The sequence below is a fragment of the Mycobacterium sp. smrl_JER01 genome (assembly GCF_048513595.2).
In the GTDB taxonomy this organism is placed as follows: Bacteria; Actinomycetota; Actinomycetes; order Mycobacteriales; family Mycobacteriaceae; genus Mycobacterium.
Genome location: NZ_JBLXXK020000003.1, coordinates 146,957 through 168,274, shown reverse-complemented (window position 1 = coordinate 168,274; position 21,318 = coordinate 146,957). Strand labels below are relative to the sequence as shown.

General features: G+C 64.5%; 22 protein-coding genes. 11 read left to right on the top strand and 11 right to left on the bottom strand.

The features are described from left to right. Window positions 1-731 precede the first annotated feature (731 nt). The 7 genes from ACNUDN_RS30230 to ACNUDN_RS30200 all read right to left on the bottom strand — a co-directional run bounded on the left by ACNUDN_RS30230 (window position 732) and on the right by ACNUDN_RS30200 (window position 6,302). The gene (locus ACNUDN_RS30230; RefSeq protein WP_419125510.1) at window positions 732-1,301 is read right to left on the bottom strand and encodes a recombinase family protein; all 570 of its coding nucleotides are present in this window, start codon (window positions 1,299-1,301) and stop codon (window positions 732-734) included. Window positions 1,302-1,539: 238 nt separating this feature from the next. After that, window positions 1,540-1,836 carry a hypothetical protein gene (locus ACNUDN_RS30225; protein ID WP_419125509.1) on the bottom strand — a complete coding sequence of 99 codons (297 nt, stop codon included), beginning with the start codon at window positions 1,834-1,836 and terminating at the stop codon, window positions 1,540-1,542. Beyond that, complete coding sequence (locus tag ACNUDN_RS30220) at window positions 1,833-2,057, bottom strand: hypothetical protein (RefSeq protein ID WP_419125508.1); 225 nt, start codon at window positions 2,055-2,057, stop codon at window positions 1,833-1,835. The genes ACNUDN_RS30225 and ACNUDN_RS30220 overlap by 4 nt, the downstream gene beginning before the upstream one ends. 962 nt (window positions 2,058-3,019) lie before the next feature. Further along, the gene (locus tag ACNUDN_RS30215; RefSeq protein ID WP_419125507.1) at window positions 3,020-3,664 is read right to left on the bottom strand and encodes an RES family NAD+ phosphorylase; all 645 of its coding nucleotides are present in this window, start codon (window positions 3,662-3,664) and stop codon (window positions 3,020-3,022) included. Further along, complete coding sequence (locus tag ACNUDN_RS30210) at window positions 3,661-4,245, bottom strand: hypothetical protein (RefSeq protein ID WP_419125506.1); 585 nt, start codon at window positions 4,243-4,245, stop codon at window positions 3,661-3,663. The genes ACNUDN_RS30215 and ACNUDN_RS30210 overlap by 4 nt, the downstream gene beginning before the upstream one ends. Window positions 4,246-4,862: 617 nt before the next feature. Continuing rightward, window positions 4,863-5,636: a hypothetical protein gene (locus tag ACNUDN_RS30205; RefSeq protein WP_419125505.1), complete on the bottom strand. Its 774-nt coding sequence runs from the start codon at window positions 5,634-5,636 to the stop codon at window positions 4,863-4,865. 396 nt (window positions 5,637-6,032) lie between these two features. Further along, complete coding sequence (locus ACNUDN_RS30200) at window positions 6,033-6,302, bottom strand: hypothetical protein (RefSeq protein WP_419125504.1); 270 nt, start codon at window positions 6,300-6,302, stop codon at window positions 6,033-6,035. Between the two features lie 202 nt (window positions 6,303-6,504). Here ACNUDN_RS30200 and ACNUDN_RS30195 point away from each other — a divergent pair, with 202 nt between their 5' ends. The 5 genes from ACNUDN_RS30195 (at window position 6,505) to ACNUDN_RS30175 (ending at window position 11,729) form a co-directional block, all read left to right on the top strand. Further along, a complete protein-coding gene (locus ACNUDN_RS30195; protein WP_431961382.1) occupies window positions 6,505-8,883 on the top strand; it encodes an alpha/beta hydrolase family protein in 2,379 nt (792 codons plus the stop codon). 711 nt (window positions 8,884-9,594) lie between these two features. Further along, window positions 9,595-10,125, top strand: a complete 531-nt coding sequence (locus ACNUDN_RS30190) for a hypothetical protein (protein WP_419125502.1) — start codon at window positions 9,595-9,597, stop codon at window positions 10,123-10,125. Then, complete coding sequence (locus ACNUDN_RS30185; RefSeq protein ID WP_419125501.1) at window positions 10,122-10,751, top strand: RES domain-containing protein; 630 nt, start codon at window positions 10,122-10,124, stop codon at window positions 10,749-10,751. Before ACNUDN_RS30190 ends, ACNUDN_RS30185 begins: the two co-directional genes overlap by 4 nt. Window positions 10,752-11,199: 448 nt before the next feature. Beyond that, window positions 11,200-11,487, top strand: a complete 288-nt coding sequence (locus tag ACNUDN_RS30180) for a DUF6247 family protein (RefSeq protein WP_419125500.1) — start codon at window positions 11,200-11,202, stop codon at window positions 11,485-11,487. Window positions 11,488-11,504: 17 nt separating this feature from the next. Continuing rightward, window positions 11,505-11,729 carry a hypothetical protein gene (locus tag ACNUDN_RS30175; RefSeq protein WP_419125499.1) on the top strand — a complete coding sequence of 75 codons (225 nt, stop codon included), beginning with the start codon at window positions 11,505-11,507 and terminating at the stop codon, window positions 11,727-11,729. A 33-nt stretch (window positions 11,730-11,762) separates the two neighbouring features. On the opposite strand, the gene ACNUDN_RS30170 is transcribed toward ACNUDN_RS30175, so the two are convergent. Continuing rightward, entirely contained in the window at window positions 11,763-12,146 is a 384-nt protein-coding gene (locus ACNUDN_RS30170) for a hypothetical protein (protein WP_419125498.1), read from the bottom strand. Between the two features lie 216 nt (window positions 12,147-12,362). On the opposite strand from ACNUDN_RS30170, the gene ACNUDN_RS30165 reads away from it, so the two are divergent. From ACNUDN_RS30165 to ACNUDN_RS30145, 5 genes are all read left to right on the top strand, one after another. Next, window positions 12,363-13,652, top strand: coding sequence for a hypothetical protein (locus ACNUDN_RS30165; RefSeq protein ID WP_431961379.1), 1,290 nt, complete (start codon window positions 12,363-12,365; stop codon window positions 13,650-13,652). Then, window positions 13,639-14,394, top strand: coding sequence for a chymotrypsin family serine protease (locus ACNUDN_RS30160; RefSeq protein ID WP_419125496.1), 756 nt, complete (start codon window positions 13,639-13,641; stop codon window positions 14,392-14,394). The genes ACNUDN_RS30165 and ACNUDN_RS30160 overlap by 14 nt, the downstream gene beginning before the upstream one ends. A gap of 14 nt (window positions 14,395-14,408) precedes the next feature. Next, a complete protein-coding gene (locus tag ACNUDN_RS30155; RefSeq protein ID WP_419125495.1) occupies window positions 14,409-14,699 on the top strand; it encodes a hypothetical protein in 291 nt (96 codons plus the stop codon). Window positions 14,700-14,718: 19 nt separating this feature from the next. Then, the gene (locus ACNUDN_RS30150; RefSeq protein ID WP_498450178.1) at window positions 14,719-15,240 is read left to right on the top strand and encodes an Imm61 family immunity protein; all 522 of its coding nucleotides are present in this window, start codon (window positions 14,719-14,721) and stop codon (window positions 15,238-15,240) included. 712 nt (window positions 15,241-15,952) lie between these two features. Continuing rightward, window positions 15,953-16,399, top strand: a complete 447-nt coding sequence (locus ACNUDN_RS30145; protein WP_431961378.1) for a hypothetical protein — start codon at window positions 15,953-15,955, stop codon at window positions 16,397-16,399. Between the two features lie 67 nt (window positions 16,400-16,466). Here the strand turns inward: ACNUDN_RS30145 and ACNUDN_RS30140 are convergent, their stop codons facing one another. Together ACNUDN_RS30140 and ACNUDN_RS30135 are read right to left on the bottom strand one after the other, a co-directional pair. Further along, window positions 16,467-17,057, bottom strand: a complete 591-nt coding sequence (locus tag ACNUDN_RS30140; RefSeq protein WP_419125492.1) for a hypothetical protein — start codon at window positions 17,055-17,057, stop codon at window positions 16,467-16,469. A 715-nt stretch (window positions 17,058-17,772) separates the two neighbouring features. Further along, complete coding sequence (locus ACNUDN_RS30135; RefSeq protein WP_419125491.1) at window positions 17,773-18,987, bottom strand: RNA-guided endonuclease InsQ/TnpB family protein; 1,215 nt, start codon at window positions 18,985-18,987, stop codon at window positions 17,773-17,775. Window positions 18,988-19,010: 23 nt separating this feature from the next. Between ACNUDN_RS30135 and tnpA the strand changes: the two genes are divergently transcribed. Next, entirely contained in the window at window positions 19,011-19,424 is a 414-nt protein-coding gene (gene tnpA / locus ACNUDN_RS30130; protein WP_419125490.1) for an IS200/IS605 family transposase, read from the top strand. A 183-nt stretch (window positions 19,425-19,607) separates the two neighbouring features. Here the strand turns inward: tnpA and ACNUDN_RS30125 are convergent, their stop codons facing one another. After that, complete coding sequence (locus ACNUDN_RS30125; protein ID WP_419120488.1) at window positions 19,608-21,011, bottom strand: IS1380 family transposase; 1,404 nt, start codon at window positions 21,009-21,011, stop codon at window positions 19,608-19,610. Window positions 21,012-21,318 lie beyond the last annotated feature (307 nt).

Below are 21,318 nucleotides of genomic sequence, written 5' to 3'. Positions count from 1 at the left end.
CGCGCCAACCCTTGGGATAGGTCGCAGCCAACAGGGCACGCTCGCCGGGCCACAGTCGCCGGTCGGTGCGCTGGCCGCTCGGCCGGAGTTCGGCTCACCACCAGGTGCCGGTCGCTTGTCCGGGGGCGCAGAATGAACCTGGCATGAACGCAGTGATTGCATCCACCACAAGAACACGAAGCCCCAGCATGGCGAGCACTCGGCGTAACGCCAGCACCACAGCCTCGATCCCACCCCTGTGGGAAACGCAGACCTACCTACTCAAGGTCGCTGCAAGCAAACGGCTTCCCTGCACTACGCGGATGCGCACCGCAAGGGGCAAACGAGGCAGCTTCCGGTCAAATCAAGACGCGGACACCCGACAGGCGAACGCGAGGCAGGGGAGTGCGCTCAACCCGCGTCCAGACCGCTGACCTGCAGAAATGCAAAACGGCATGAACGCCCCGAAATGCCGCAAGGCCGCAAAAGGCCCCAACGTGGCCGCAGAGGCACTCGACCCCCGATCAGCACCCAAACCCCTACATTGCGCACGTTCAGCAGCCAGGGGGCCGTCCAGCGCATTCTCCGAGGTCACTACGCGCGCCGAGAGCCGCACGTCGACAGGTCCAGCCAAATAAGGCGCCGCGTGAACGGACGACACCCGCACCCGCCGCAAGCATCAGGGCCACCACGCGCCGCGAACGCGCATGCATCGCAGCGGCCCCAAGGCCCATCGCAGCCCGCGCCGGGCCTCAGTCCTCGCGCGCCAAAGCCCGGTACACGGTGTCCCGACTCACGCCAAACGCTTCGGCCAAGCTCGCGACAGACTCGCCATCGGCGTAGCGGCGGGCAACTTCGGTCTGCTGCTCGGCCGTCAGAGCCCGCGGCCGGCCTACATGCTGACCACGCTCCCGCCGCCGACGTGCCGGGCCCGCCCGTCGCTCCCGCCGCGCTTCCCGCTCCAGCACGCCCAGGGACGCCAACACGCCGACAACCACATGGCCAACCGCCGTGCTGGTGTCGAGATCCTCGCGCAGCGACCGCAACGCCAAACCCCTGTCGCCAACGTCGACGAGCGTCTCCAGCACCTCAGCGGGGGAGCGGCCCAGCCGATCCATGCCGACCACCACAAGAATGTCCCCGGCACGGGCATCGTCGAGCAACGCCGCCATCGCAGACCGCGAATCCCGGCCGATGCCGTCGAGCTCGTCGGTGTACACCAGGTCCACCTCAACGCCAGCCAGAAGCAGCGCATCGTGCTGCACCGACGCCGGGTGTCCACGCGAAACACGTGCGTACCCCAGCAGCCGCGAGACGCTCACAATCCACCGCCATTGAGAGTGTCAGCATCACCCTGAGCGGCGCCCCCGCCCGGACGGCATACGGCCGCCGCACCGATACCGAACCCGCGCCGGTGGAACACCACCAAGGGCTTCCTCATCACATACCCACCGCCACCGTTGAACGGCCCCCACCCCGGTTGCTCAACACCGATGGCGGGCGGAATCGCCACGGCCACGCTTTCGAGTCGGCGCTGAACGCCGCGGCCGCCGTTTCTGCTCACCGAGACACAGGGAACCCTTGACGCGCGGCGCCGACCTGAACTTCGGCATCCCAGCGCTCGGCGATGGCTCTCGCTTCGCTCAGCATGGACTCGAACGCACGATCGCCGCGCTCGATGAAGTGGTGCCGGCGCGGGGCATCGGGTACATAGCGCTCCACCAGAGCGTCGTTGGCATAAGCGACGATCCTGTAGGGCCACGCACCCCACGAGACCTCGATGCGCAGCTCGTCGCACGAAGGATCGGTGCCCATGGTGCGCCACGTGAGCGCACCGTGCGGGTTCTGCGTCCTCATCGGTCGGTGTCCCACGCCTGCACCAGCACGCCACCTTCGTAGCGGCCGGCCGGGACACCCTGGGAGTTGGCGGGACCGCACTCGTGGTTCCCCATCGTGCGGCAGTCCCAGCCAGGCTGGTCCTCCTGGGCTTGAACAGCGGGGGAGGCTGCCGCAGCCGCGGCCATCGAAAAGGCGATCGACGCTGAGGCGGCGAACGTGACTGCAAGTGTCCTGATCATGACGAGGTCCTCTCGTGGCGGTATGCACCGAAACACCGAAGGGCGGTGGCGGGTGTCTGGTTCGCGACCAGTGCGCCAGCGTTGGCCGACCACCGAACAAGAGTGGCACTTCCCATGCGCATCGGTGACATGACACAACCATACGCGAAAGAATCGCAAAAAGAACTAACGCGACAGCCTGTCGCAGACGCAGCGCGTGGCGCGGTGCGCAATCGACACGACCCCCAGCCTGGGTATACCGGGAACTATCGTTCGGCCCGCACCAGGCAGCTGGGAGCGGGCCGGATCTCTGTCTACGGGTGTCTAGAGTTCCCCGATGCGACCTGTCCTGGCGAACAGTTGGCAACCGACCTGTCACGCCCAGCTCAGCTGTGCTGTCGGTGTGCACCGGCGTTCGAGCCCACAGGTAGGTCCGCGGGAGGTACTTCGGAACCCCGGAGAACCCAGCAAATGTCAATGCCCTTGTTGACGCAACTAGTGGAGTGGTGCCTGACGGACTCGTCTGGTGCCCAGCAGGTCGAGAACATGGGCGCAACGAAACTCGCCACGAAACCACCCACCAGCGTCAGTGCCGCGCTGATCGCTGGGCTGTGCCCGAAAACTAGTCCGACATGCATATTTATCGCCATGCCTTTGACGTCAGGAGGCACGCCCGACTGCGCAATGAATGCAACAACGAAGACCGCCACAATAGCCGCCACAGAGACCAGCAGCCGTCCCGCAATGATCCACGCGACGAACCAGCGCCGAACCGAGTGACAGCAACACACGAACCACGACGCGCCGTGCCACCACGACAGCCGAGAACATGGTCGGCGAAGCGAGCCCGCAGCCCACGCGATCACAAACCAACACACGCACCGCACGTCCCGGCCGCAAACCCCCACATGGGACACGATCACCGCAGCGCGTCCACCTGCCTGCAAGGCTGCCGGACCTCAGCGTCAGCAGCCGAAGGTCCCTCAGAGGACCAGATAGCCGAGCCGCTGTGCGGCGGCACCTACCCGCAGGGCAAGCCCTGGATGGCTCAGCGGCAGCGACAACACAGGACGAGCTGGCATGGCAGCCTTGGCTGGCGCGAACAGCGCAACGCAGGGTTGGCCGGCGAAGCGACTGTTGTACCGCAAACCGTCCAGATCTGGGAATGCCTCACAGATCCGCCGGGCCCAACGCTGCGTGATCGAGTGGGGCCCCGTCGACAACGCGAAGGTGCCGCCAGCTCTGGTGGGCCAGGCCCCCGTGCTGTCCATCGACAAGTCGAGCAGCCGCAGCTCCCGGGTGAATCGCAGACCTGTCAGGTACGGGCCGCCGTGATGGCGGTCGATCGCGCGCGTGGTTTGGAAAGCTTCAGCCAGGGCCGGCGTGGGTGCCGAAGCGCCGTACCAGACACCAACACCTGGATGCTCGCGCGCCGGTGGGGGATGGGGATCGAATCTCAAATGAGGGCCATGCTCACGGAAGCCATTCCACGCCAGCACATGAGTCCCAGTCGTGCGGTGAACGCGCCACCACAACTCAGAAGTCAAGACGAGGCAGTACTCGACATCACGGATGCCGAGCGTTCGAAGCTCACCAACGGGCGGCGGCCCTGGGAGGCGAACGCTCACACGGTGTACCAGACGATGTTGCCGGCCGCGGCGACCGCCTGGGCGACGTCGCCGCCGCTGCGCAGCCACTCCACCGGGGTCAGCGCACGATCGAGATAGAGGTCCGGCTGCGGGGAGCGCAGAAACCCGGCCACGGCAACAGGATGCATGCCATCAGGCAACGCTTTGAGCACCTGGTCGAGCCCACGGATCTGACGGGATGGACCACCGTCGGTGCCGGTTTCGAACTGCAACACCGGAAACACCCACGTCTGGCCATCAGGGATGGCCCACAGCTCCCCGGCCAGCCTCTTCTGCCGCACCCGCGACGCGCTGACGCCCAACCCGGTCGCGACTTCTTCTGCGGTGAACGCAGTGACAGCAAGGTGCGCGACGTGGCCGGCGATCTCGGCGCCGGCAGCGAGCAACGCTTCGCGGTCCTCGGCGAAACCGGCGTCATCGAGCAACCGGGCCTCTTCCTCGGTGAGGGAGGCAGCCCACGGCCGCAACGCCGGGAGCGCCTTTAGCGCTGCCACAAAGTCAGCGGTGCCGATGTCGAATCGGTCGTGCAGCAGTTGATCAAGTTCAAGATTCAAAACCATCCCACACCTCCTTAACGGAAACTAACGTTAGCTTATAGCCGTTAGGGCAGGTTGTCGAGCTAAGGTCTGCCTCGCTCTGAAAGGCCATCGATGCCCGCAGCCGCATCCACGCAGCCCCCAAAAGACTGTTGCCCCGGGAGTCCAAGCCGTGAAGCTTGAATAGTCGCCGGGGCGTTACATCGACCATGGTAGTCGAGCCGCCGATTCGCGATCGACTTCCTTTGCGGGAGACGCGCCGCAGCCCATCAGTGAGGGTGATGTGGTCGACGACTCCGATGCCTAACCCACGGACCCGCTGCGACGTCCGCGGCCTGCTCGACCTATCGAACTCATAGATGCCAGCCGCATCGAATCCCCGCCGCCTGGCCGAGGCCGGCGACACAGAACCCGCCTCAGTGCAGGTGCGACTGCATCACCTGCTGCGATAAACAGGCCGCTGCGAACTCGCCGAGAAGGTGCGTCCCGCCGACCCACGCACCGAGGCGTGGCACCGGCCGGGGTGACGAGCATCTGACATCGCGGATCTGCTGCGTGAGACTACAAATGAGACACCGCGACCTGGTGCTATGCGACCGTAGCGTTGGTCGCGTGCGCTGCCTCGTTTCTCGAGAATCGAGTCAGCGGGCTGGTCGTCGTCGCCACACCCCTGGTACACGACTGTTGGCGGTATACCAGTCGGTCAGTGCGGGGTCGATGGCTTTGAGTAGTCGTGCCACCGTCCGGTGGTATCCCATGGCGTCGATGTCGAGCAACGGTTCCATGTGCGCTACCCGATTGCGGATGCTGTGCAACCGCTCGACCCAGAACTTCACCACCGCAGGGTCGGGGTGATGCGGAAACGCTTGGTGTAGCGCCTCGTTCCATAAGCGGGCCTGGGGAGCCGGTTTCAACCCAGCCGGAGTGGTGGAGGGGTCCTTGCGGGGCAACAGCACGTTCCACGTACCAAACGTCAGGTGCGCAACGACATCGTCGTGATCGACCGCATGACCGTGGCGGCGGTGTCCCGGCGCGCGCGCATCGCGGTCTTTCTCCGCGCGGCGCAATGCGTCGCCGTAAGTTGAGTGATTTCCGGGAGCTCCGCGCCTACGTGGATTGAGTACACCCCACAGCGGTGTGGCCGGGGTTTTGACCCATTCATGGTTGTAGGTGATCCCACGAGTCGGGTGGTGCGGCTGTCCCGCGTTCCAGCTTCTCAACTGCGTGTCGATGGCATTGCGTAGGAATATTTCGGCAACGCCAAGTGCTTCATACATCGCTCCGGCCAGTTCGATGTTCCAGGAGTACAGATTGAGTGCAGCGCCCAGGTCAGAGCTGGTGGCGAGCAAGTACGGCGTCAATCGGGCGTTGGTGATGTGATCGGTGACGGCCGTGAGCTTCGGACCTTGAAGCACGGGGCGTCTCCTTGCTAGTCTAGGTATTAGAGGCGAGGGCTTGGACCTTGCGAAAACTGAAGGTACCCTCCGCGGCCATATGGCTTCGGGGGGCCTTTTCTTTTCACGTGTCTGATTTCCGGCGGGCCGCCAACACTGCCCGAATTGCCGCCCCGCCGCGTCGATGCGCTCCCCCGGGGCAAGGCACTCAACGCGGCGGTCTTTCCCCGCCCGCAGAACCCCTTCCGCATGTCCATGCTTGCCGGTGGCAAAGCCGCCGCTTTGTGTGTGGCGGCACCTTGCGGCGGCCGGCGACCACTCCGGGCTAGCCACCCGCGCAGTCGCGGTCGAGCGCAGCATCAGTAGGGGAGCGCTGAACGAGGCGCTTGGCGAGCAAGCGAGAAACGAAATGGGTGCTTAGTTGACGTGCTTCCATGACCTGCGAGACGTGATCGTGGTGATGGTGCCCGCCGTCACGCCGAACTTGAACGCGAGATCCCACCGATTCACACCGTCGGCGGCCAGGCGGCGGATCTCCCGAACTTCTTCCTCGGTGAGCTGGCGTCGACTCGCGCCGCTGAGGCCGTTGGCTTCTCTGAAGTGCTTCGAGCAGAGGCCCTTGTAGCTCTCAGTTTTGTCGCATTTCGCGCAGAGTCTCTTAGGTTTCTCTGGGCTGGGGGACTGCATAGTTCGATGGTAGCGAGGACGAGCAGGCTTGTCGGCAAACCGGGTCGAGTGTCTGGTTGCCTGTTCAGAGGGGGGGTTCTCGGGTTGATGGCCAGTTGCCGGTGAGTGCTTTGGCAAAGCTGAGATTGACCTGAGAGGCATCTGCTACGGTGTCGGCGACGTGTAACTCAGATCACGTTGCAGCCGACCTCTGGGAGTGCCCATGTACGAACAGCCCACCCCTCCCACCCCTCCCAAGCTCCGCAAAGCGAAAGCCGCCGCCGTCACCGCCGCAGCGATGGCCACCACCGCGGCGCTCACCTTCGGGGTTACTTCGCCGACGATCCACGCGCGCCCCGATCAGGAGATCGCCGCCGCGCAGGTCGTCAACGCCGACGTCGACCTGACCGCCGTCGCGGGGTTCTACGGTGTCGGACCGATCTTCTGGGTCGCCAACGCTCTCGGGCTCACGCCGGAGAAAGCGGTCCTCGCGCTGGCCGGGGTCCTGGGTGAGGAAGCGCAACAGGCAGTGCAGGGGGTGTTTGATCTCCTCGGGTTGGCGGTGGAGACCGGCGCCCCGGGTCCGCTGCCCGGTGACGTGTATGACTCCGTCAATGGTTTGGAGTACAGCGGTGATCTGATTCTGGGCATTGCTCGCGAGGTCATCGAGGCCGTCGATTTTCTCAATCTAGGTGTCCTGGATAGGCCACTCGGGCTCACGCCACTTTCGCTGCTGCCTGGCCTGATCAACGGTATTTTCCCGGGCGCGGACGTGGAATGGAACACCACCGTCGACGAGACGCTGCAGGCGATCGTCGGGGTCACTCCGCTCTTGAACCAGCGCCGAGCGATCATCCTGTCGGAGGGATTCGGCGGCATCACCACGTCGTTGGCCTACCGGGACATGATCAAGGCGGTCACCGAGAACAACCCGGACTGGGGCGAGGGCGTCACCGGGCAGTGGCTGATCTTCGTCAACAACCCGAGTCGGCCGGGCGGTGGGCTGGCGGCGTTGTTCACCCCGTTCACGAATCTGTTCGGGCTCAACCTCTCCACCCCGGCCGGCGGTAGCTACACGAACGAGGACTCCAACGGCCAGATCACCAAGATTCTCAACACCTCGGTGCTCGACATCACCGCGGCCTACAACATCTGGTCGGACGCCCCCACCACGTTGAATCCTTTGGCGTGGGCCAACGCTGCGGCCGGTGGCTTCCTCATCACCTACCTGATCCCGGACGGCCTCAACCTCGCGAACACCAACATCGATCCGCTCGGCGTCTTGAAGCCGGGCAACCAGATTCCGATACTGCTCGCCGCAGTCACCAACGGTGGGATCGTGATGCTCGACCCGACGGGCGGGCAAGGGTTGGATGCCGTACCCCAGTGGGCACAGCTGGTGAACGTCATCGATGATGTGCCCATCGTCGGCGATCTTCTCGCCGGCGCCCTCAACCTGATCTCCGACGAACTTCGACTCCCCGAGGGACAGTCCTACTTCGTCACCTACGACTCCGGCAACCTGCCGATCCTCGAGCCACTGGACCTGTTGCCGCGCCTGCTCGGGCTCGCCGGGGTGAATGTGCCGCAGCCGTTCCACAATTCGATCGAAGACGCGCTGCGGATGGCGATCAACGCCGGATACCAGGACGTTGACCCCGTCACCCTTGAGCGGGGCTTCGACATGGCGGGCGACCAGGCGCTGATCTGGCGTTCGGCACTGACCCCGAGCCAGCAGTTCGACGCGGGCTGGACGATCAGCAACACCCTGCTCGACGGGATCCAGGAGAACCTGCTCAACCCGGTCGCGTGGACACCGAGCATCGTCGGCCAGGCCGGGTTCAACGATGCGGCCAAGGCGATCATCCAGAACGCCGTCTTCATGGCCGTCTCGCAGTTCATCAACGAGGCACTCGACGCCGGACAGGATCTGGCCAACGAGGGCTTCACCGCGCTGCGCGACGCCCTCAAGCCGATGCTCGACATCGCCGACCAGCTCAACGCGCAGGCCGAGGGCGCCATCGACGACGCGATGCAGGTCGACAAACTCGACCCGGCACCCAACCCGGCGCCGGTCACCACATCGGGCACTCAGGCCCGACTGATGTCAACGACCGAGGCCCCTGTCGTCGAGAAGCAGGTCACCGAGAAGCAGGCCGAACAGCTCGACGCGGCCGATGATGTCACCGAGCAGGAGCCGCCGGCCGCGCCATCGCTGTCCGATCTGGCTCCGGATGTCGACCTGCTCAAGGACGAGGGCATCGCCAAGGACGCCAAGTCGGTAGCGACGTCGCTGAAGAAGCAGCGCGAGGCGTTGCGTGACGCCGCCGATGAGCGGGTCGCCAAGACGCAACGCAGCCTCGACAAGCGGGCCGCCGAGACCAAGGCCGTCACCGACAAGCTCTCCAAGGGTGACATCGGCGGAGCAGCGCAGGAAGCTGGGAAGAACGTCCAGAAGCGCGTCGATCGACTCGGCAAGGACATCCGCAACGGCGTCGACAAGGTCACCGGCAAGAAGGACCGCGGGCAGACCTCGACGTCGAGCACAAGCGGCGGCAACGAGGGCGGCGGAAAGAACAAGTCGACCGGCGCAGCTGCGTAGTAACTAACGGGCAGCGAGACCGCCTTCAGCCCATGCGGCTGAGGGCGGTTTTCGCGTCTGCGGAGGAGCCGGCCACCTTCGACGTCCCAGCGCACCTACCCTGCTGCTGCTGGGGGTGTCCAGGAGCTGGTGCCGATACCACCGCAGGCTGGTGGATTCCGGCCCAAGGTCTCAAATAACTGGCTGTCAGCGAGTCTGCGCTGCCAAGCTAAGGTTCGCGGCGGCAGTCCGTGGAGCCCTCAAGCCGGACCTTCACAGCTAACCTCTCATACCCAAAGTGCAAGCGGCCATATCCGATGTGAACGACCGTCCAACGCACACAATCAGAGGATGTGAGCTGCGAAACGAACACCGCAACGAACGAAGCCGTGGGGCGCGATGATGCGAAGCCTGGAGGCAATCCTAGAAACCTAGCTTATCCAGTGCATCTATGGCTTATGTCGAACTTCGCGCCACAAGTGAGAGACGCACAACGACTTCTGCTACGAAGCACGCCACGACATGCACAACGCTAGGTAGCACGAACCTCGCCACAGTAACCGCAACGGAACCCTGACGCTGCAGCCTCCTGGCAACTCTGACCTGTCTGCCGCCGAGCTTGCCGCGAGACCCCTGCCGGCGCTCAAGTAAGATTGACGTACTTGACGAAAAATGCTTGACGAGCTTGACGTCAATTGTACGTTGAGCATAGCCACGGGGAGAGGAGCAGACATGACTGACATCGCGTCCTACGAACGCCGAGTGATGCGAGCAGTCAATGCCAGGCTGCACGCTCACCTGGCCAGGGCCAGCGCAGCTGATGTCGACCTGGCAACAACATTCGGCGATCCCGAGGACCTCGCCGAAGCCATGGTCTCCGCGCTGCCTCACAGCCACGTCTTCGACGAGATCGCAGGCCCGTTCTACGACACCGCCGGACTCACCCGCTGGCTCGGAATCACACGCCAAGCCCTCCACCAGAAAGCCGCCAAGCACGCCATCCTGGCCTGCCCACTCGCCGACGGCGGAACCGTCTACCCGGCCTGGCAATTCCTACCCAACGGCACCGCCCTGCCCGCACTCACAGAAGTCCTCACCATCCTGCGCGAAGCGGACGACGACCCGTGGATGACCGCGCTATGGCTGCAAGCCCCCTCGGAACTTCTCGACGATCACCGGCCGAGCAGCTGGCTCCGCAACGGCCGCGATCCGCAACGAGTCCTCGACATGGCCCGCGACACCGCCGAAAGCTGGAAACGGTGATCCGACCACGGCAAGAACCCGCGATCGGGAATCCGCCGCCCGACCTCACCGGCTTTCCCAGATGGCGACTACGCCCCAGCTTCGCCCTCACCCGCGCGCACCGCGCCGGGATGTCACCGTGGTGGTTCTCCTCAGATCTCTCCGGACGGTTCGATCTGGTCGGCCCCTCCGGAACCTGCTACCTCGCCACCGACATCACCACCGCTCTACGAGAACGGTTCGGACACGACCTCGTCGAGCAAGGCGTCGTCACCTGGAAAGCGGCCCAGAACACTCAGGTTTCGCGACTGCAGGTCCCCAAGGGCCGATGGCTTGCCAACGTCTGCCACGACGACGCCGCCACACACGGTGTCACCAGAGAGCTCGGGACCTGCGCCAGCTACGCCGCACCGCAAGCATGGGCCGCCGCATTCCACGACCACCACTTCGCCGGCCTGCGCTACCAAACCCGCTTCACCACCAGCCCCCGGCCGAATGCGGTAGCACTCTTCGGCGAAGCCGGCCAACATGATTGGCCGGACGATCAACACCCGATCACCGGAATCGAAGCATGCCAGCAAGCCGGACTGACCATCGCCCAGATCCCCGCCCGCAGGCAGATCCGAATCATCCAGCCCCCGCAGTAACACGAGGCCCGCGCGATTGGGCCGCTATGCGGTCACCGAGGTTCTCGCGCCAATGCCCAGCTAAGTCAATGCCGGAAAGATGGCAAACCAGGCACCGGCGTGGACCGTGGCTCCGCACCCAAGGCGGCCTCCGCCTTCGATGCCGCAACGAACTGCGCAACGAACCCGGCCGCTCAGCGGACAGTGGGGCGAGATAGTCGACATGTCAGAAAAGTAGCCAGAACACTGGGTATCGTGTCCTCAATCGTGTGCCGCAGCTGACCGTCAATAGCGCTATGAAACGCACCACAGGCAATGCCACACCTAATACCATGCAAACCACGACGAACTATCCCACAACCGTTGCGACGAACTGGATCACCCGATCCGGCAGCAAACATATTGGCAGCCCCAGAACGGGCACTGTGTCGCCCACGCATGCGTCGGCATCTGTGCCACACTCGAAGCCGTGACTGTCGGTCTAGAGAGAACGGGCCCGGCGATCCGCGCCGTCCTAGCGGAACACGCCCCCGAAGATTTAGTGGAGTTCGAAGCCGAATTCCGCATCGCCCTGGCAGAAGCCGATGACGACCTCGACCTCCGCCGCGTCGAAGCCGTCATCACCAAGTGGTGGGGTCGCGCCCATCTACGGCTGCACCCTCCTACCGACGCTGAACGCGACGCGGTAGCCCGCGCTGCTGCAGGTGACACCGCCGGCCTATTGACACGCACCGACGCGGGCTGGAAACGGCACTGATGGCGAGGTATTCGCCGATGTGGTTGGAGATCGCGCGGGCACAGTACGAAGCCTTCCCCGAATCTGTTCAGCGTCAGATCGACCTCAAGCTCGACCTGCTGCTCGACGACCCCGAAAGATACGGCGACTACGACAAGGCCAGCGACCAGTGGACCACCGAATTCGGCGGGGGAGCCGGACTCATCGTCTACGCGGTCGTGCACAAAAACGTGAAGGTCATAGTGCTCCGTCTTGTTGGCTAGACAGAGGGCTCTGGAGTTAAGTGCGAAGTTGCTTCAATTGGTCAGTTGGGTTTGACCCGAATGTCGCTGACCGCCAAGCCCGAGCAGGATGCGGCTATGCAAATGCGCGGCCTGCCTGACCTGTTCAACGAAGTACCCACGGGGAATCGTGTAGACCCCGCGATGGCCGACCACCATGTGGTGGATTTGCAGGTCATCCTCGGTGAACCCGAGATTGAGAAGGTCGATGCGGAGCTCATTGTCCTCGTTGGTGGCGTTGATCAGCCGGTCAAACTCGGAGTACAGCGCCTTGGTGTCGAATCGGGCCGCACGCCACAGATCTCGTAGCCATGTTCCGGTCCACCAGGCGGCGAAGCCGCCGAAAACAATGAGGCACAACAGCGTGACGGCCTTTGCTGCGATGTCGGGATCGTCCATGGCGCGGACGCTACTCGATGATGGCGACATAGCTCCCGGCAACGAAACAGCACAGCTGGTACCTCGCGCTCGCCACCAAGATCCTCGACCGCCACCCCAACACCTGGCTCGACTGGCAAAACGAGGCCTGAAGCGCTCCTCGGCTGGCAAAAGCTGGTGTCCAAGCCGACACATAGACTCGTCAAGCAAAGGAACTTCCAGCAGGTAGGGGTGATCATGGCCACCAATTACGACAACGTTCTGGGCTCGCTGGCGCGCGGCGGCCCGGGCGCGGTCCGCTACGACGGTGACGCCCTGATCAATGACGAAAAGCACCAGTTCTGCATTGATCTGGCTGCGCAGTTGGAGCATGACACCGAGCTGATCGAGTTCCCGTCCGACGTCGGGTCGGGGGCAACGATCGTGCAGGCAGAGGAGCGGATCAACAAGCTGCGCGGCCGGATGTTGAAGATGGCTGATGGCCTGCGCACGATCGGGGAAGCGGCGAAGGATGCGGCGCCACCGATTCGGGTGGGGACTGCGGCGGACCCGGAGGTGCAGTCGGCGTTGGAGCGGTCGTCAGCCGCATACAAGTCAGTGCCCGAAATCGTCCCCCTGGAGAAAACGCCGGTAGGTGTCGGTGGCGGTCGGAGTGGTATCACTGACGATGAGCGCCCGGAGCCGGAGGCCCGTGCCGGTGCTGATGGGCTGCCGCCGCGCACCCGCACGTCCGCCGACGCCCCCGCAGCGCCGGCCACCGCGCCGGCCGCCGGCCAGGGCCCGATGGCAGGTGCCCCAATGCAGCCCGCCGCGATGGCCCCGCAAGCACCGGTTGCGGGCCCCGCAGCCGCCGGCGGCGGGGGACCGGCCATGGCGCCAGCCGCATTCAGCCCCGGTGGCGGCTCCCTCGCAGGAACGTCGCCGCAGCCGCCGCGGCGACGCGACGAACGCACTGACGGAACATCGCTGGCCGGCGGCGGCCTGGTAGCCGCCCCGGTGGGCACTGCCGGCAACCCCAGCGTCACGGGCGGCCGCGTCGACCCCGCCCAGATCTCAGGACGCACCGCGTCGACATCACCGTCATCAGGCGCAGCGCCTCTGAAAATGGGGCCCTCCGCGCCGACCGGAATGATGGGCGGCATGGGCGGCATGCCCCTGGGTGGCGGCATGGGCGGCAATGGAGCCGGCGCGCGCACCGCCATGCCACAGCCCAAACGCGACCGCGCTTCCGAGCGGATCCTCACCGGCGAGGAAGCCCGGGACAAGGCGTTTGTGTCGCACATCCTGCGCGACGATGACCCGATCGCCGAAGAATACGTCGACAGCAGCGCCGCGCTGGCCGAGCTACTGCCCGATGAGCGCCATGCCCGCGCGGCGAGTAGCGATGATCCGGAATCGCCCGTACTGCCCGATATTCCGGCCGCCGCGCCAGTGCTGATGAACGTGCCGCCACCGCCACCGCCGCGCCCGATTGGCTTCGCGCCGGCGCAGTACCCAGGGGAACCCCGAGACGATGAGAAGTGGTAGAGCAGTCCTCGGAGCCGCGGCGATCTTCGTCGCGGCGGTGATCGCACCCCCGCCGGCGACCGCGGGTGCCCAAGACTCGGAATGGACGTCATTCCCCGGAGGCATCGCACCCGGCGCCACCATCGCCCAGATCGGTGAAGACGATTACTACGCGTGCACGTTGGGGGTCATCGCCGGTGACCCGGACACCCACCGGCTCTACGCACTGACAGCCGGCCACTGCGACCACAGCGACACCAAAGGACAGACCGTGCTTTACACCGAGGCGAACAGCCCCGACGTCGCTCGCCCGCTGGGCACCTACATCGCCTCCCGCGACACGGATGGCGACACTGTCGGACGGGGAGACGAGCTGCCGCTCTACACCGATGCCGGAGTGATCGAGATCCAGGACCGCACACCGATCTCGTCGTTCAAGATCGCCGCCGTCTACCCGGTGCGCGGCGTCGTCACCGACCGCGCCGACCTCCCATACGGCACCGAGGTCTGCAAGTACGGCATGCGCACAGGCGAGACCTGCGGCCCCATCCAAGTCGCGTCGAAGTACACGATCACCGCGAAGGTACGCGCGATCGAAGGTGATTCTGGATCAGCCCTCTACCGCAAGAACAACGACGGAACCGTCGATATCATTGGCCTGACTTCAAGCGTTGACTCCGGAGACGAGACCACAGAGTTCTTCTGGATCGCGCCGCTCCTCGAAACTCTCAACCTCCAAGTCTGCGGCTGCGCACCAAACTAGAAAGCACATGCCCCATGGAAGCTCTCGTCGTCCTCGCGATCCTCGCGGTCATCGCTTACAAGTTCTTCACGCCCTCAACGCCGCCAGCTGCCGCACCACCGACGACAACCGCCACCGGTGGCCGCTTCGAACACGTCCGATGGGAAACCGTCACCGTCACGCGCCCCAAAGACCTTGCCGCCGAAATCAACATTCGTCGCAAACGTCTCAACGGCATGTTCTCCGCCGGTGGATACAGCATCGGTCAAGTCACCACCACTGCCGACGGACTCACCGCCAACATCGAAATCATCCGCCAACGCTGACGGCCGCTGAGGCTCGCCGATGCTGAGTGCTGACGTCCTGGGCTGGTCGCGCGTTGCGCGCTATGTCCCCGTGAGCGCCGAAAATGGTGATCTGCAGTTCCGTTCCGAGGTCGGCGCACCCACGCGCTATTTCGTTCGCCGGCGCGGGTCAGACCGCTTTGAACTGACGCAGAGTTTTGACGGCGACGCTGAACAGTTGCTGTTGTTCGTTGCTGAGGTCGCCGTGTTGGGGCAGTACTTGGTCGGCTTGTTTGCAGACGACATTCGTGAAGACTTGGATCTTCCGTTTCTCGAACTTCGCTACACCGCGGCGGATCTCGCGGCTGGTTACCGGCTCAGTGAGATGGTGCGCGGCTACCGCACTCTCACTCAGAGTGACGGTCGACCGGTTGCTGCGGCGCCGGATCCTGTGCTGAGTCTGCTGGCCTTGGTGCCGCTGTCACACCTTCTCGGCTGGCCTGTTGCTGATCTCAAACGTTCATTCCTCAGTCCCTCTGGAGCGCCGCTGATTCGTAATGGCCGCTACGCCGTCCGTCGCTGACAATCGGGGCGTGGTTCGGCTATTGCTGCGGCTTGCTACGACCTCAGTTCGCGCTGGGGAGCGAACATGGTCAGGTGGTTGGGAGGGCGGAACGTGGGACGCAGGCTGTGTTCAGGTGCCGAAGTGGTGGAAGCGTCGGGTGGCGAAGGCTCATGACGGTTGGGCCATTGTGTCTGGCTAACTGCAAACAGGCGATACGGACTGGGGGCAGGGCCACGTTCTTGCGCCGGTGAGCCGCTGCCCTCTATGTCGAAAACATGCGCAACGGGCACCACAACGAACAGGGTTCCCGGCAGTGGGGCAGCGCAGAGTGTTGTGCTTGTAAAAAAGCTAGTTTGAACACTGTGTTTTCAACCAGAGTGCCGCGTTGCATGGCGAGACGCGAGCCCACAACGAATGCCACAACCTCATATGCCACGATAACTGCAACGACTAGGAAAATGAAGGGGGGCACAGCCAATGCTACGAATCGACGATCACTGGTGGTATAGCAATGCCTACGTTCGAACGGGACGACGGGATTTGTGACGCCGTTGAGGCGTGCACAGAGGAGGTCGACGCAGAAGTGTTGCCGGCAGTCGGCCGTGTCAGCAGCGGAGCAGTCAGCAAATCTGCAGCCGTTGATCGCGCATTGTCGGAGATTCGTAGAAGCGCTGAACTTTCGCTCGGTGTGCCGCCTCGCATTTGACCTGGGCCCCATAGAGTCCCAGGTATGAGCACCGAGTCTGGGGAAGTGGCAGAGGAACAGTTGAGCGTTGAGGATCGACTGCACGCAGCGGAGACGAGAATCGAGGGGCTGGATCGGGACTCCACGCAACTCACTTGGGCGATCGCCGGGACTGCTGCGCTCGCCCTAATCCTGGTCTTAGTCACCTCGATCTGGCCCGACTCTGAAGCAGCGCCGACCGACCGGGACGCCACCCTAGACCAGCTACTCAGCGCCGGAGTCCACTGCTACGACTCCGCGGCGGAGCGCGCTGCCGCGCGGCAACGTGCATTGGCCGCCATTGACCGGATCAACTGGGAGCGCAACCACGAAGTTCCGTCCGACTACGCCCTTGGCTCGCCCGGATCGGCGCTTCGCGTGGTGCCTTCAATGAGGGAGAATCCGCTCGGGCAGGAATCCTGGGACGCAACGCGCTGCTTCAAGATCAGCTAAGACCCGACCTGGGTCGGATCGGTGTGCGCTCCTTAGCGATGACGCCGATCTCGATTTCGGCGCCAGCTCAGTCGTGGGTGCCACCGGCCTTGTGGCCTGGGGTGGCTGAGGCGGGTCGGTCGGGGACTGGTACAGCGGGGATGAACTCAGAGAACCATTGTCCGGGTTCCATGTTGAGAGCACCGAGACCGTTCATGTCGTGGCTGGCGGCTTCGTAGAGCATCAGCACGTCGTGATCTTCGAAGAGGTATTCGTAGAGGTCGCCCCAGCCATCGTCGCAACTGGTTGGATCCTCGGGCCAGTCGTGAATCCGATCGGGCGGGCAGCCGGAGGCGATGGCGGCGTTGCGCAAGATGAGGTGGAGCATCATCTCTTCGCCGGTGCAGCGGGGGATGGGAGCCCCGATGGTGTCGGTATCGGCGGCGAGGTTGTCCGCGGCCGTGGCAAGTTGGTAGCGCCAGAAGCGGCTCTGCGTAAACGTCTGTGGGGGCAGAGACGCCAGGACCGGGACGGCGTTCTGATTGCCGTAGGCGATCGCGGCGGTGCCTAGAGTGTCAGCTTCGGCGCGGATGGCTTCAGCGAGTGCTTTTGCAGCCTGCGCGATGCGTGGGCGTCGGTCCTCGCCGACCTCGCCCACCAACTCGGTCAGCTCGTCCATCCCGAGATGGTATCCACCGGATCTGGCCCACGTGTTTGATCTCCAAGCGCCCGGCCGCGCAGTGAGGCGCTTTCGATGATGGGAAACGTAGCGCGGCGGGCCCCGGCGAGCGCGTCAGGTGTGCGCCTATGGGATCCATCAGACCGGCAGCACCGCCGGTCTGGCCGACATCGGTCACGCCCTCGTCGCCGAGCTGGCCGGCATTGTCATCTGGCGCTCAAGCCTGTGAAGCCGTGGTGTCGACCCGTCCGGCCTTGGATGTTCAACGCACAGCGCGGCGAAATTAGGGGTGCGCCACGATCGGTGATCCCGGCGTCCCTGCACGGTGGACCGTTAGCGTCGGCACCCATGTGAGTAGGCATGTACATCGACGGGGTCAATCTCTATTACGGCGGCCGCGGCCTCTGTGGGAAAGGGACCGCGGGCTGGCGGTGGCTCGACGTGCGGACGCCAGCCCGGCTGGTATCGAATCATTCGGCGCGGACTGCCGCCACTGCCAATCGCTACCTCCGGAGGAGCGCCGCGTGACGCCGTTTGCGGCCTGGATTGATGAGTCGGGCTCAAGCCAGCAGGCAGACCCCGGCACCTACATCCTCAGTGCTGCAATCTGCGAGCATGCGCACGTGGAGTCAGTTCGCGAGGCCATGCGCGCTTTGCTGATCGGAAAGGTTGACGTGCTCCCCGGACTGAAAGTCCGGGGATTCCCGCTGGCGGCTCACGCCGCTGTTGGGGTGCTTCCTGTTTCATCGCCCACTGCCGCAACGGGTTGCGGTCTTACATGGGCTCCACAGGCGTTTAGTCTCTCTGCCCGCCCGGCAGCGAGAATGACTTTGGCGGCGTTGTGGTCGCGGTCGTGGACCGCCTGGCACTGCGGGCATGTCCACGTGCGGATCTGTAGCGGAAGATCGTCGAGCCGATGATCACAGTCGGGGGTGGAGCAGGTTTTGCTCGACGCCAACCACCGCGACACCGTGTGCACGGTGCGCCCGTGGTGGTCGGCTTTCTCGCCGATGATCCGCACGAACTGGCCCCACCCGGCATCACTGATTGCACGTGCCAGCCGGCGATTGCGGACCATCCCAGCGATGTTGAGGTCCTCGACGTGGATCACTTGATTGTCGCGAACCAACGCCAAAGCCTGCTTGTGGTGATAGTCCCGCCGAGCACGAGCAACCTCGTTGTGCGCGATGGCGACCTTGCGCCGCGTCTTGGCCCTGTTGGCTGATCCTTTCTGCCGGCGGGACTTCTCCCGCTCCAACCGACGCAATTTACGCAGTTTGTGCCCGAGATGCTTCGGATTCTCGACATCGATCCGATGGCCGTCGGTGGTCGCGACCGTGGCCAACCGAGCGACACCGACATCCACGCCGGCCTCCCGGTCGACAACCGGCAGCGGTGCGGCCGCGACGTCGACGACGAAGCTGGCGTAGAAGTGCCCGTCCGGTTCCCGGATGATCGTGACCGAAGAGGGCGTCGACGGCAGCTCGCGCGACCAGCGCACCGCAACCTCTCCGACCTTGGCCACAAAGAGCCGGCCGTTGTCGCGGATCGAGAAGCCGTTGCGGGTGAGCCGAAACGACTGGCGATGGTCCTTGCGGGATTTGAACCGTGGGCGCCCCACCCTGCGGCCCTTGCGTTTCCCGCTGGTCGAGTCGAAGAAATTACGCCACGCCCGCCGGGAATCGTTGACCGACTGCACCAACGCGACACTGGGCACCTCAGCCAGCCAGCCCCGTTCCTCGGTCGTCTTGGCGGCGGTGATCACCCGGCGCTGAATCTCGCTGTCGGACAGCTTCACCCCGGCCCGATACGCCTCATCCCGGATCCGCAGCGCGTCGTTGAACACCACCCGGCAGCAGCCGAACACCCGCGCCAGCATCGCCTGCTGGCCGGGTGTCGGTTCGATGCGGTACCGATAGCGCATCTGCATACCCACGACTGTAAGGCGCACCTATGACAACACCGGCCTATCGCTGCGCCCGACACAGGGTGTCGCTGCTGCACGCCCACCTGGTGTTCGTGACCAAATACCGCCGTGCGGTGTTCACCGATGACATGCTCACCTTCACCGAACACACCATGCGCGGCGTGTGCGACGAGCTCGGCGCCGATCTGGTCGAGTTCAATGGCGAAGCTGACCACGTGCACCTGATCGCCGCCTACCCGCCCACGCTGGCGATCTCGACTCTGGTCCAGCGCCTCAAAGGCCGCACCGCGTACGCCGTGCGCCGCGAATTCACCGGCGCGTGTGTCCGTGCGCGAATGCGCGGGCACCTCTGGTCGCCGTCCTATTTCGCCGTCTCCTGCGGCGGCGCACCACTATCGATCATCAAGCAATACATCGACGGCCAAGCCCGACCGCTCTGACCGCCGGGCTACGCCCGGCGACAAACAGGACGGGCTCGCCCCGGACTAAACCTCGATCCGTGGACTGAAGTGGTTGATGTGTCTGTTGTGGCTGTTTTTCGGTCTGCAGGGGTGTGAGCACGAGGTAGTCGCTGGTCTGTCCAGCTTTTCCTGTGGTTTTCTGGTCGGGCCTCTCGGCGGTGGTCAGGCGGGGGTGGCTGCTGGTGGGCTGTAGCCGATGGTGTTGCGCCACAGTGCCAGCCACTGGTCTGTCCACGGCCAATGTGTTGGTAGGTGCAAGATCGGTCGGCGTTGGGGCCGGGCCAGCCGGGCCGCGACGTTGACGATTGTGCGGCGCAAGGTGGCCCCGCGGGCCACCGCGTGGGTTCCTCCGGCGAGTACGCCGGCGGCGCGCAGCAGGTTGTGGGCGATAGCCGCGCACAGGATCCATGCTGAGTTCGCGGCGAAGTGTCCTGAGGGCATGTGGGCCAGGGGTCCGTCGATCAGATCTGAGAACACGGTCTCGATGATCGCGTGGCGGCGGTGAGTGATATCAGCGGCATCGATGGGTTCGTCGGAGTCGGTGAAGAACGGGTGATACCGCCACACCGGGAACAACGCGTCGGGGTAGCGGGCGTCTTTGACGCGGCGCACGATCAGGCGGGCGGTGATCGGGGTTTCGGTGGAACTGAAGGCGGTGTAGCCGATTTCGGCGACTTCGGCATCGGAGATCCAGACACCGGTGTCGGGGTCGCGGACCGCACCCGGGTAGGACACGGGGGTCCAGGCGTTCTCGGGGATCGACTCGATCGCCGCAGCCACGGTTGTTGTTTTGTTCAGCACCAGCGAGAACCGGGCTCCGGCGCGGCGGGCGGCCGCGGCCACGGTGCTGGTGCCGTAGGCGGAGTCGCCGCGGACCAGGATCTGGCCACTGACTCCGGCCCCGCGGGCGGTCGCCACGGCCGCAGCGATCATGCTCGCTGCGCCCTTGCCAGAGTTGGTCTTTCCGGCCCGCAGTCGGGCTCCGGTGATCACCGGAGCGCCGTGGTCGGTGCTCAGGGTGGTCACCAACGGTGAGAGACCTTTGCGCAAGATCTGTTTCCCGGCGATCTTGGTGTGTCCGTAGGAAGCGCCCTGTTTGGCGTGACCATAGACCGGGCGCAGCAGCGAGTCGATGTCGATGTATGCCCGTTCGTGAGCACCGGGCAGCAGTGGCACTCGCTCGCAGAGTGCGCCCAGGTGTTCTCCCAGCACACCATCGAGTTGGCGAGCGTGACCGAAGGTGAACTCCCGCAGCAAAGTTCCGATCGTGGATGGCGCATACACACTGTCGAAGAGCGTTTTCATCCCGCCGCAGCGCACGATGTCGAGGTCATCGATGCTGTCTGCACCGGCGCACATCCCGGCGATCAGCGTGCTCAGCTTGGGTGACGGATTGGCCGCACCAGATTTGATCCGCTCGCAGGTGAACCGAACCTTGCGTTCCAGCAGCGCCGTCAGTCCGCACTGCTCCGCCAAGGTCATCACCGGCACAAGCCCAGCGCACGACACGAGATGGGCATCGTCGAACACTGCCGAGGACACGGCGAACCTATGGGACACTTGCACTGGAAGTGCCTTTCTGAACCGGTCTGATTGATGCCTAGAGAACACCAATCATCCCAGCTCAAGGGGCACTTTCCTCGTTCCGACACTCACTGACCAGCCAATTCATCAGTGGATCGAGGCTAAAGTCCGAGGCTTGCGCCCAAGAATCCGGTCATCGCAAGCTGCATTGGCGCAACGAAGACGCGTGTTCGCCGTCGCTGAGGATGACGATGACAGCGTCATTGATTTTGACGACGTGTTTTCGGCGGTTGGTCGTCATGGTGACGGGGTGATCGGCGTGGTGACGGGATCGTGGGCATGGTGATGT

Excerpts from the sequence above, each read along its gene's own strand:
- ACNUDN_RS30210 (WP_419125506.1), bottom strand. The coding sequence starts at position 4,245 with ATGGTTTTGAATCTTGAACTTGATCAACTGCTGCACGACCGATTCGAC.
- ACNUDN_RS30170 (WP_419125498.1), bottom strand. The coding sequence starts at position 12,146 with ATGGACGATCCCGACATCGCAGCAAAGGCCGTCACGCTGTTGTGCCTC.
- ACNUDN_RS30155 (WP_419125495.1), top strand. The coding sequence starts at position 14,409 with ATGGAAGCTCTCGTCGTCCTCGCGATCCTCGCGGTCATCGCTTACAAG.
- ACNUDN_RS30190 (WP_419125502.1), top strand. The coding sequence starts at position 9,595 with ATGACTGACATCGCGTCCTACGAACGCCGAGTGATGCGAGCAGTCAAT.
- ACNUDN_RS30220 (WP_419125508.1), bottom strand. The coding sequence starts at position 2,057 with ATGATCAGGACACTTGCAGTCACGTTCGCCGCCTCAGCGTCGATCGCC.
- ACNUDN_RS30165 (WP_431961379.1), top strand. The coding sequence starts at position 12,363 with ATGGCCACCAATTACGACAACGTTCTGGGCTCGCTGGCGCGCGGCGGC.
- ACNUDN_RS30195 (WP_431961382.1), top strand. The coding sequence starts at position 6,505 with ATGTACGAACAGCCCACCCCTCCCACCCCTCCCAAGCTCCGCAAAGCG.
- ACNUDN_RS30225 (WP_419125509.1), bottom strand. The coding sequence starts at position 1,836 with ATGAGGACGCAGAACCCGCACGGTGCGCTCACGTGGCGCACCATGGGC.
- ACNUDN_RS30135 (WP_419125491.1), bottom strand. The coding sequence starts at position 18,987 with ATGCAGATGCGCTATCGGTACCGCATCGAACCGACACCCGGCCAGCAG.
- ACNUDN_RS30140 (WP_419125492.1), bottom strand. The coding sequence starts at position 17,057 with ATGGACGAGCTGACCGAGTTGGTGGGCGAGGTCGGCGAGGACCGACGC.
- ACNUDN_RS30200 (WP_419125504.1), bottom strand. The coding sequence starts at position 6,302 with ATGCAGTCCCCCAGCCCAGAGAAACCTAAGAGACTCTGCGCGAAATGC.
- ACNUDN_RS30175 (WP_419125499.1), top strand. The coding sequence starts at position 11,505 with ATGTGGTTGGAGATCGCGCGGGCACAGTACGAAGCCTTCCCCGAATCT.
- ACNUDN_RS30150 (WP_498450178.1), top strand. The coding sequence starts at position 14,719 with ATGCTGAGTGCTGACGTCCTGGGCTGGTCGCGCGTTGCGCGCTATGTC.
- ACNUDN_RS30160 (WP_419125496.1), top strand. The coding sequence starts at position 13,639 with ATGAGAAGTGGTAGAGCAGTCCTCGGAGCCGCGGCGATCTTCGTCGCG.
- tnpA (WP_419125490.1), top strand. The coding sequence starts at position 19,011 with ATGACAACACCGGCCTATCGCTGCGCCCGACACAGGGTGTCGCTGCTG.
- ACNUDN_RS30145 (WP_431961378.1), top strand. The coding sequence starts at position 15,953 with ATGAGCACCGAGTCTGGGGAAGTGGCAGAGGAACAGTTGAGCGTTGAG.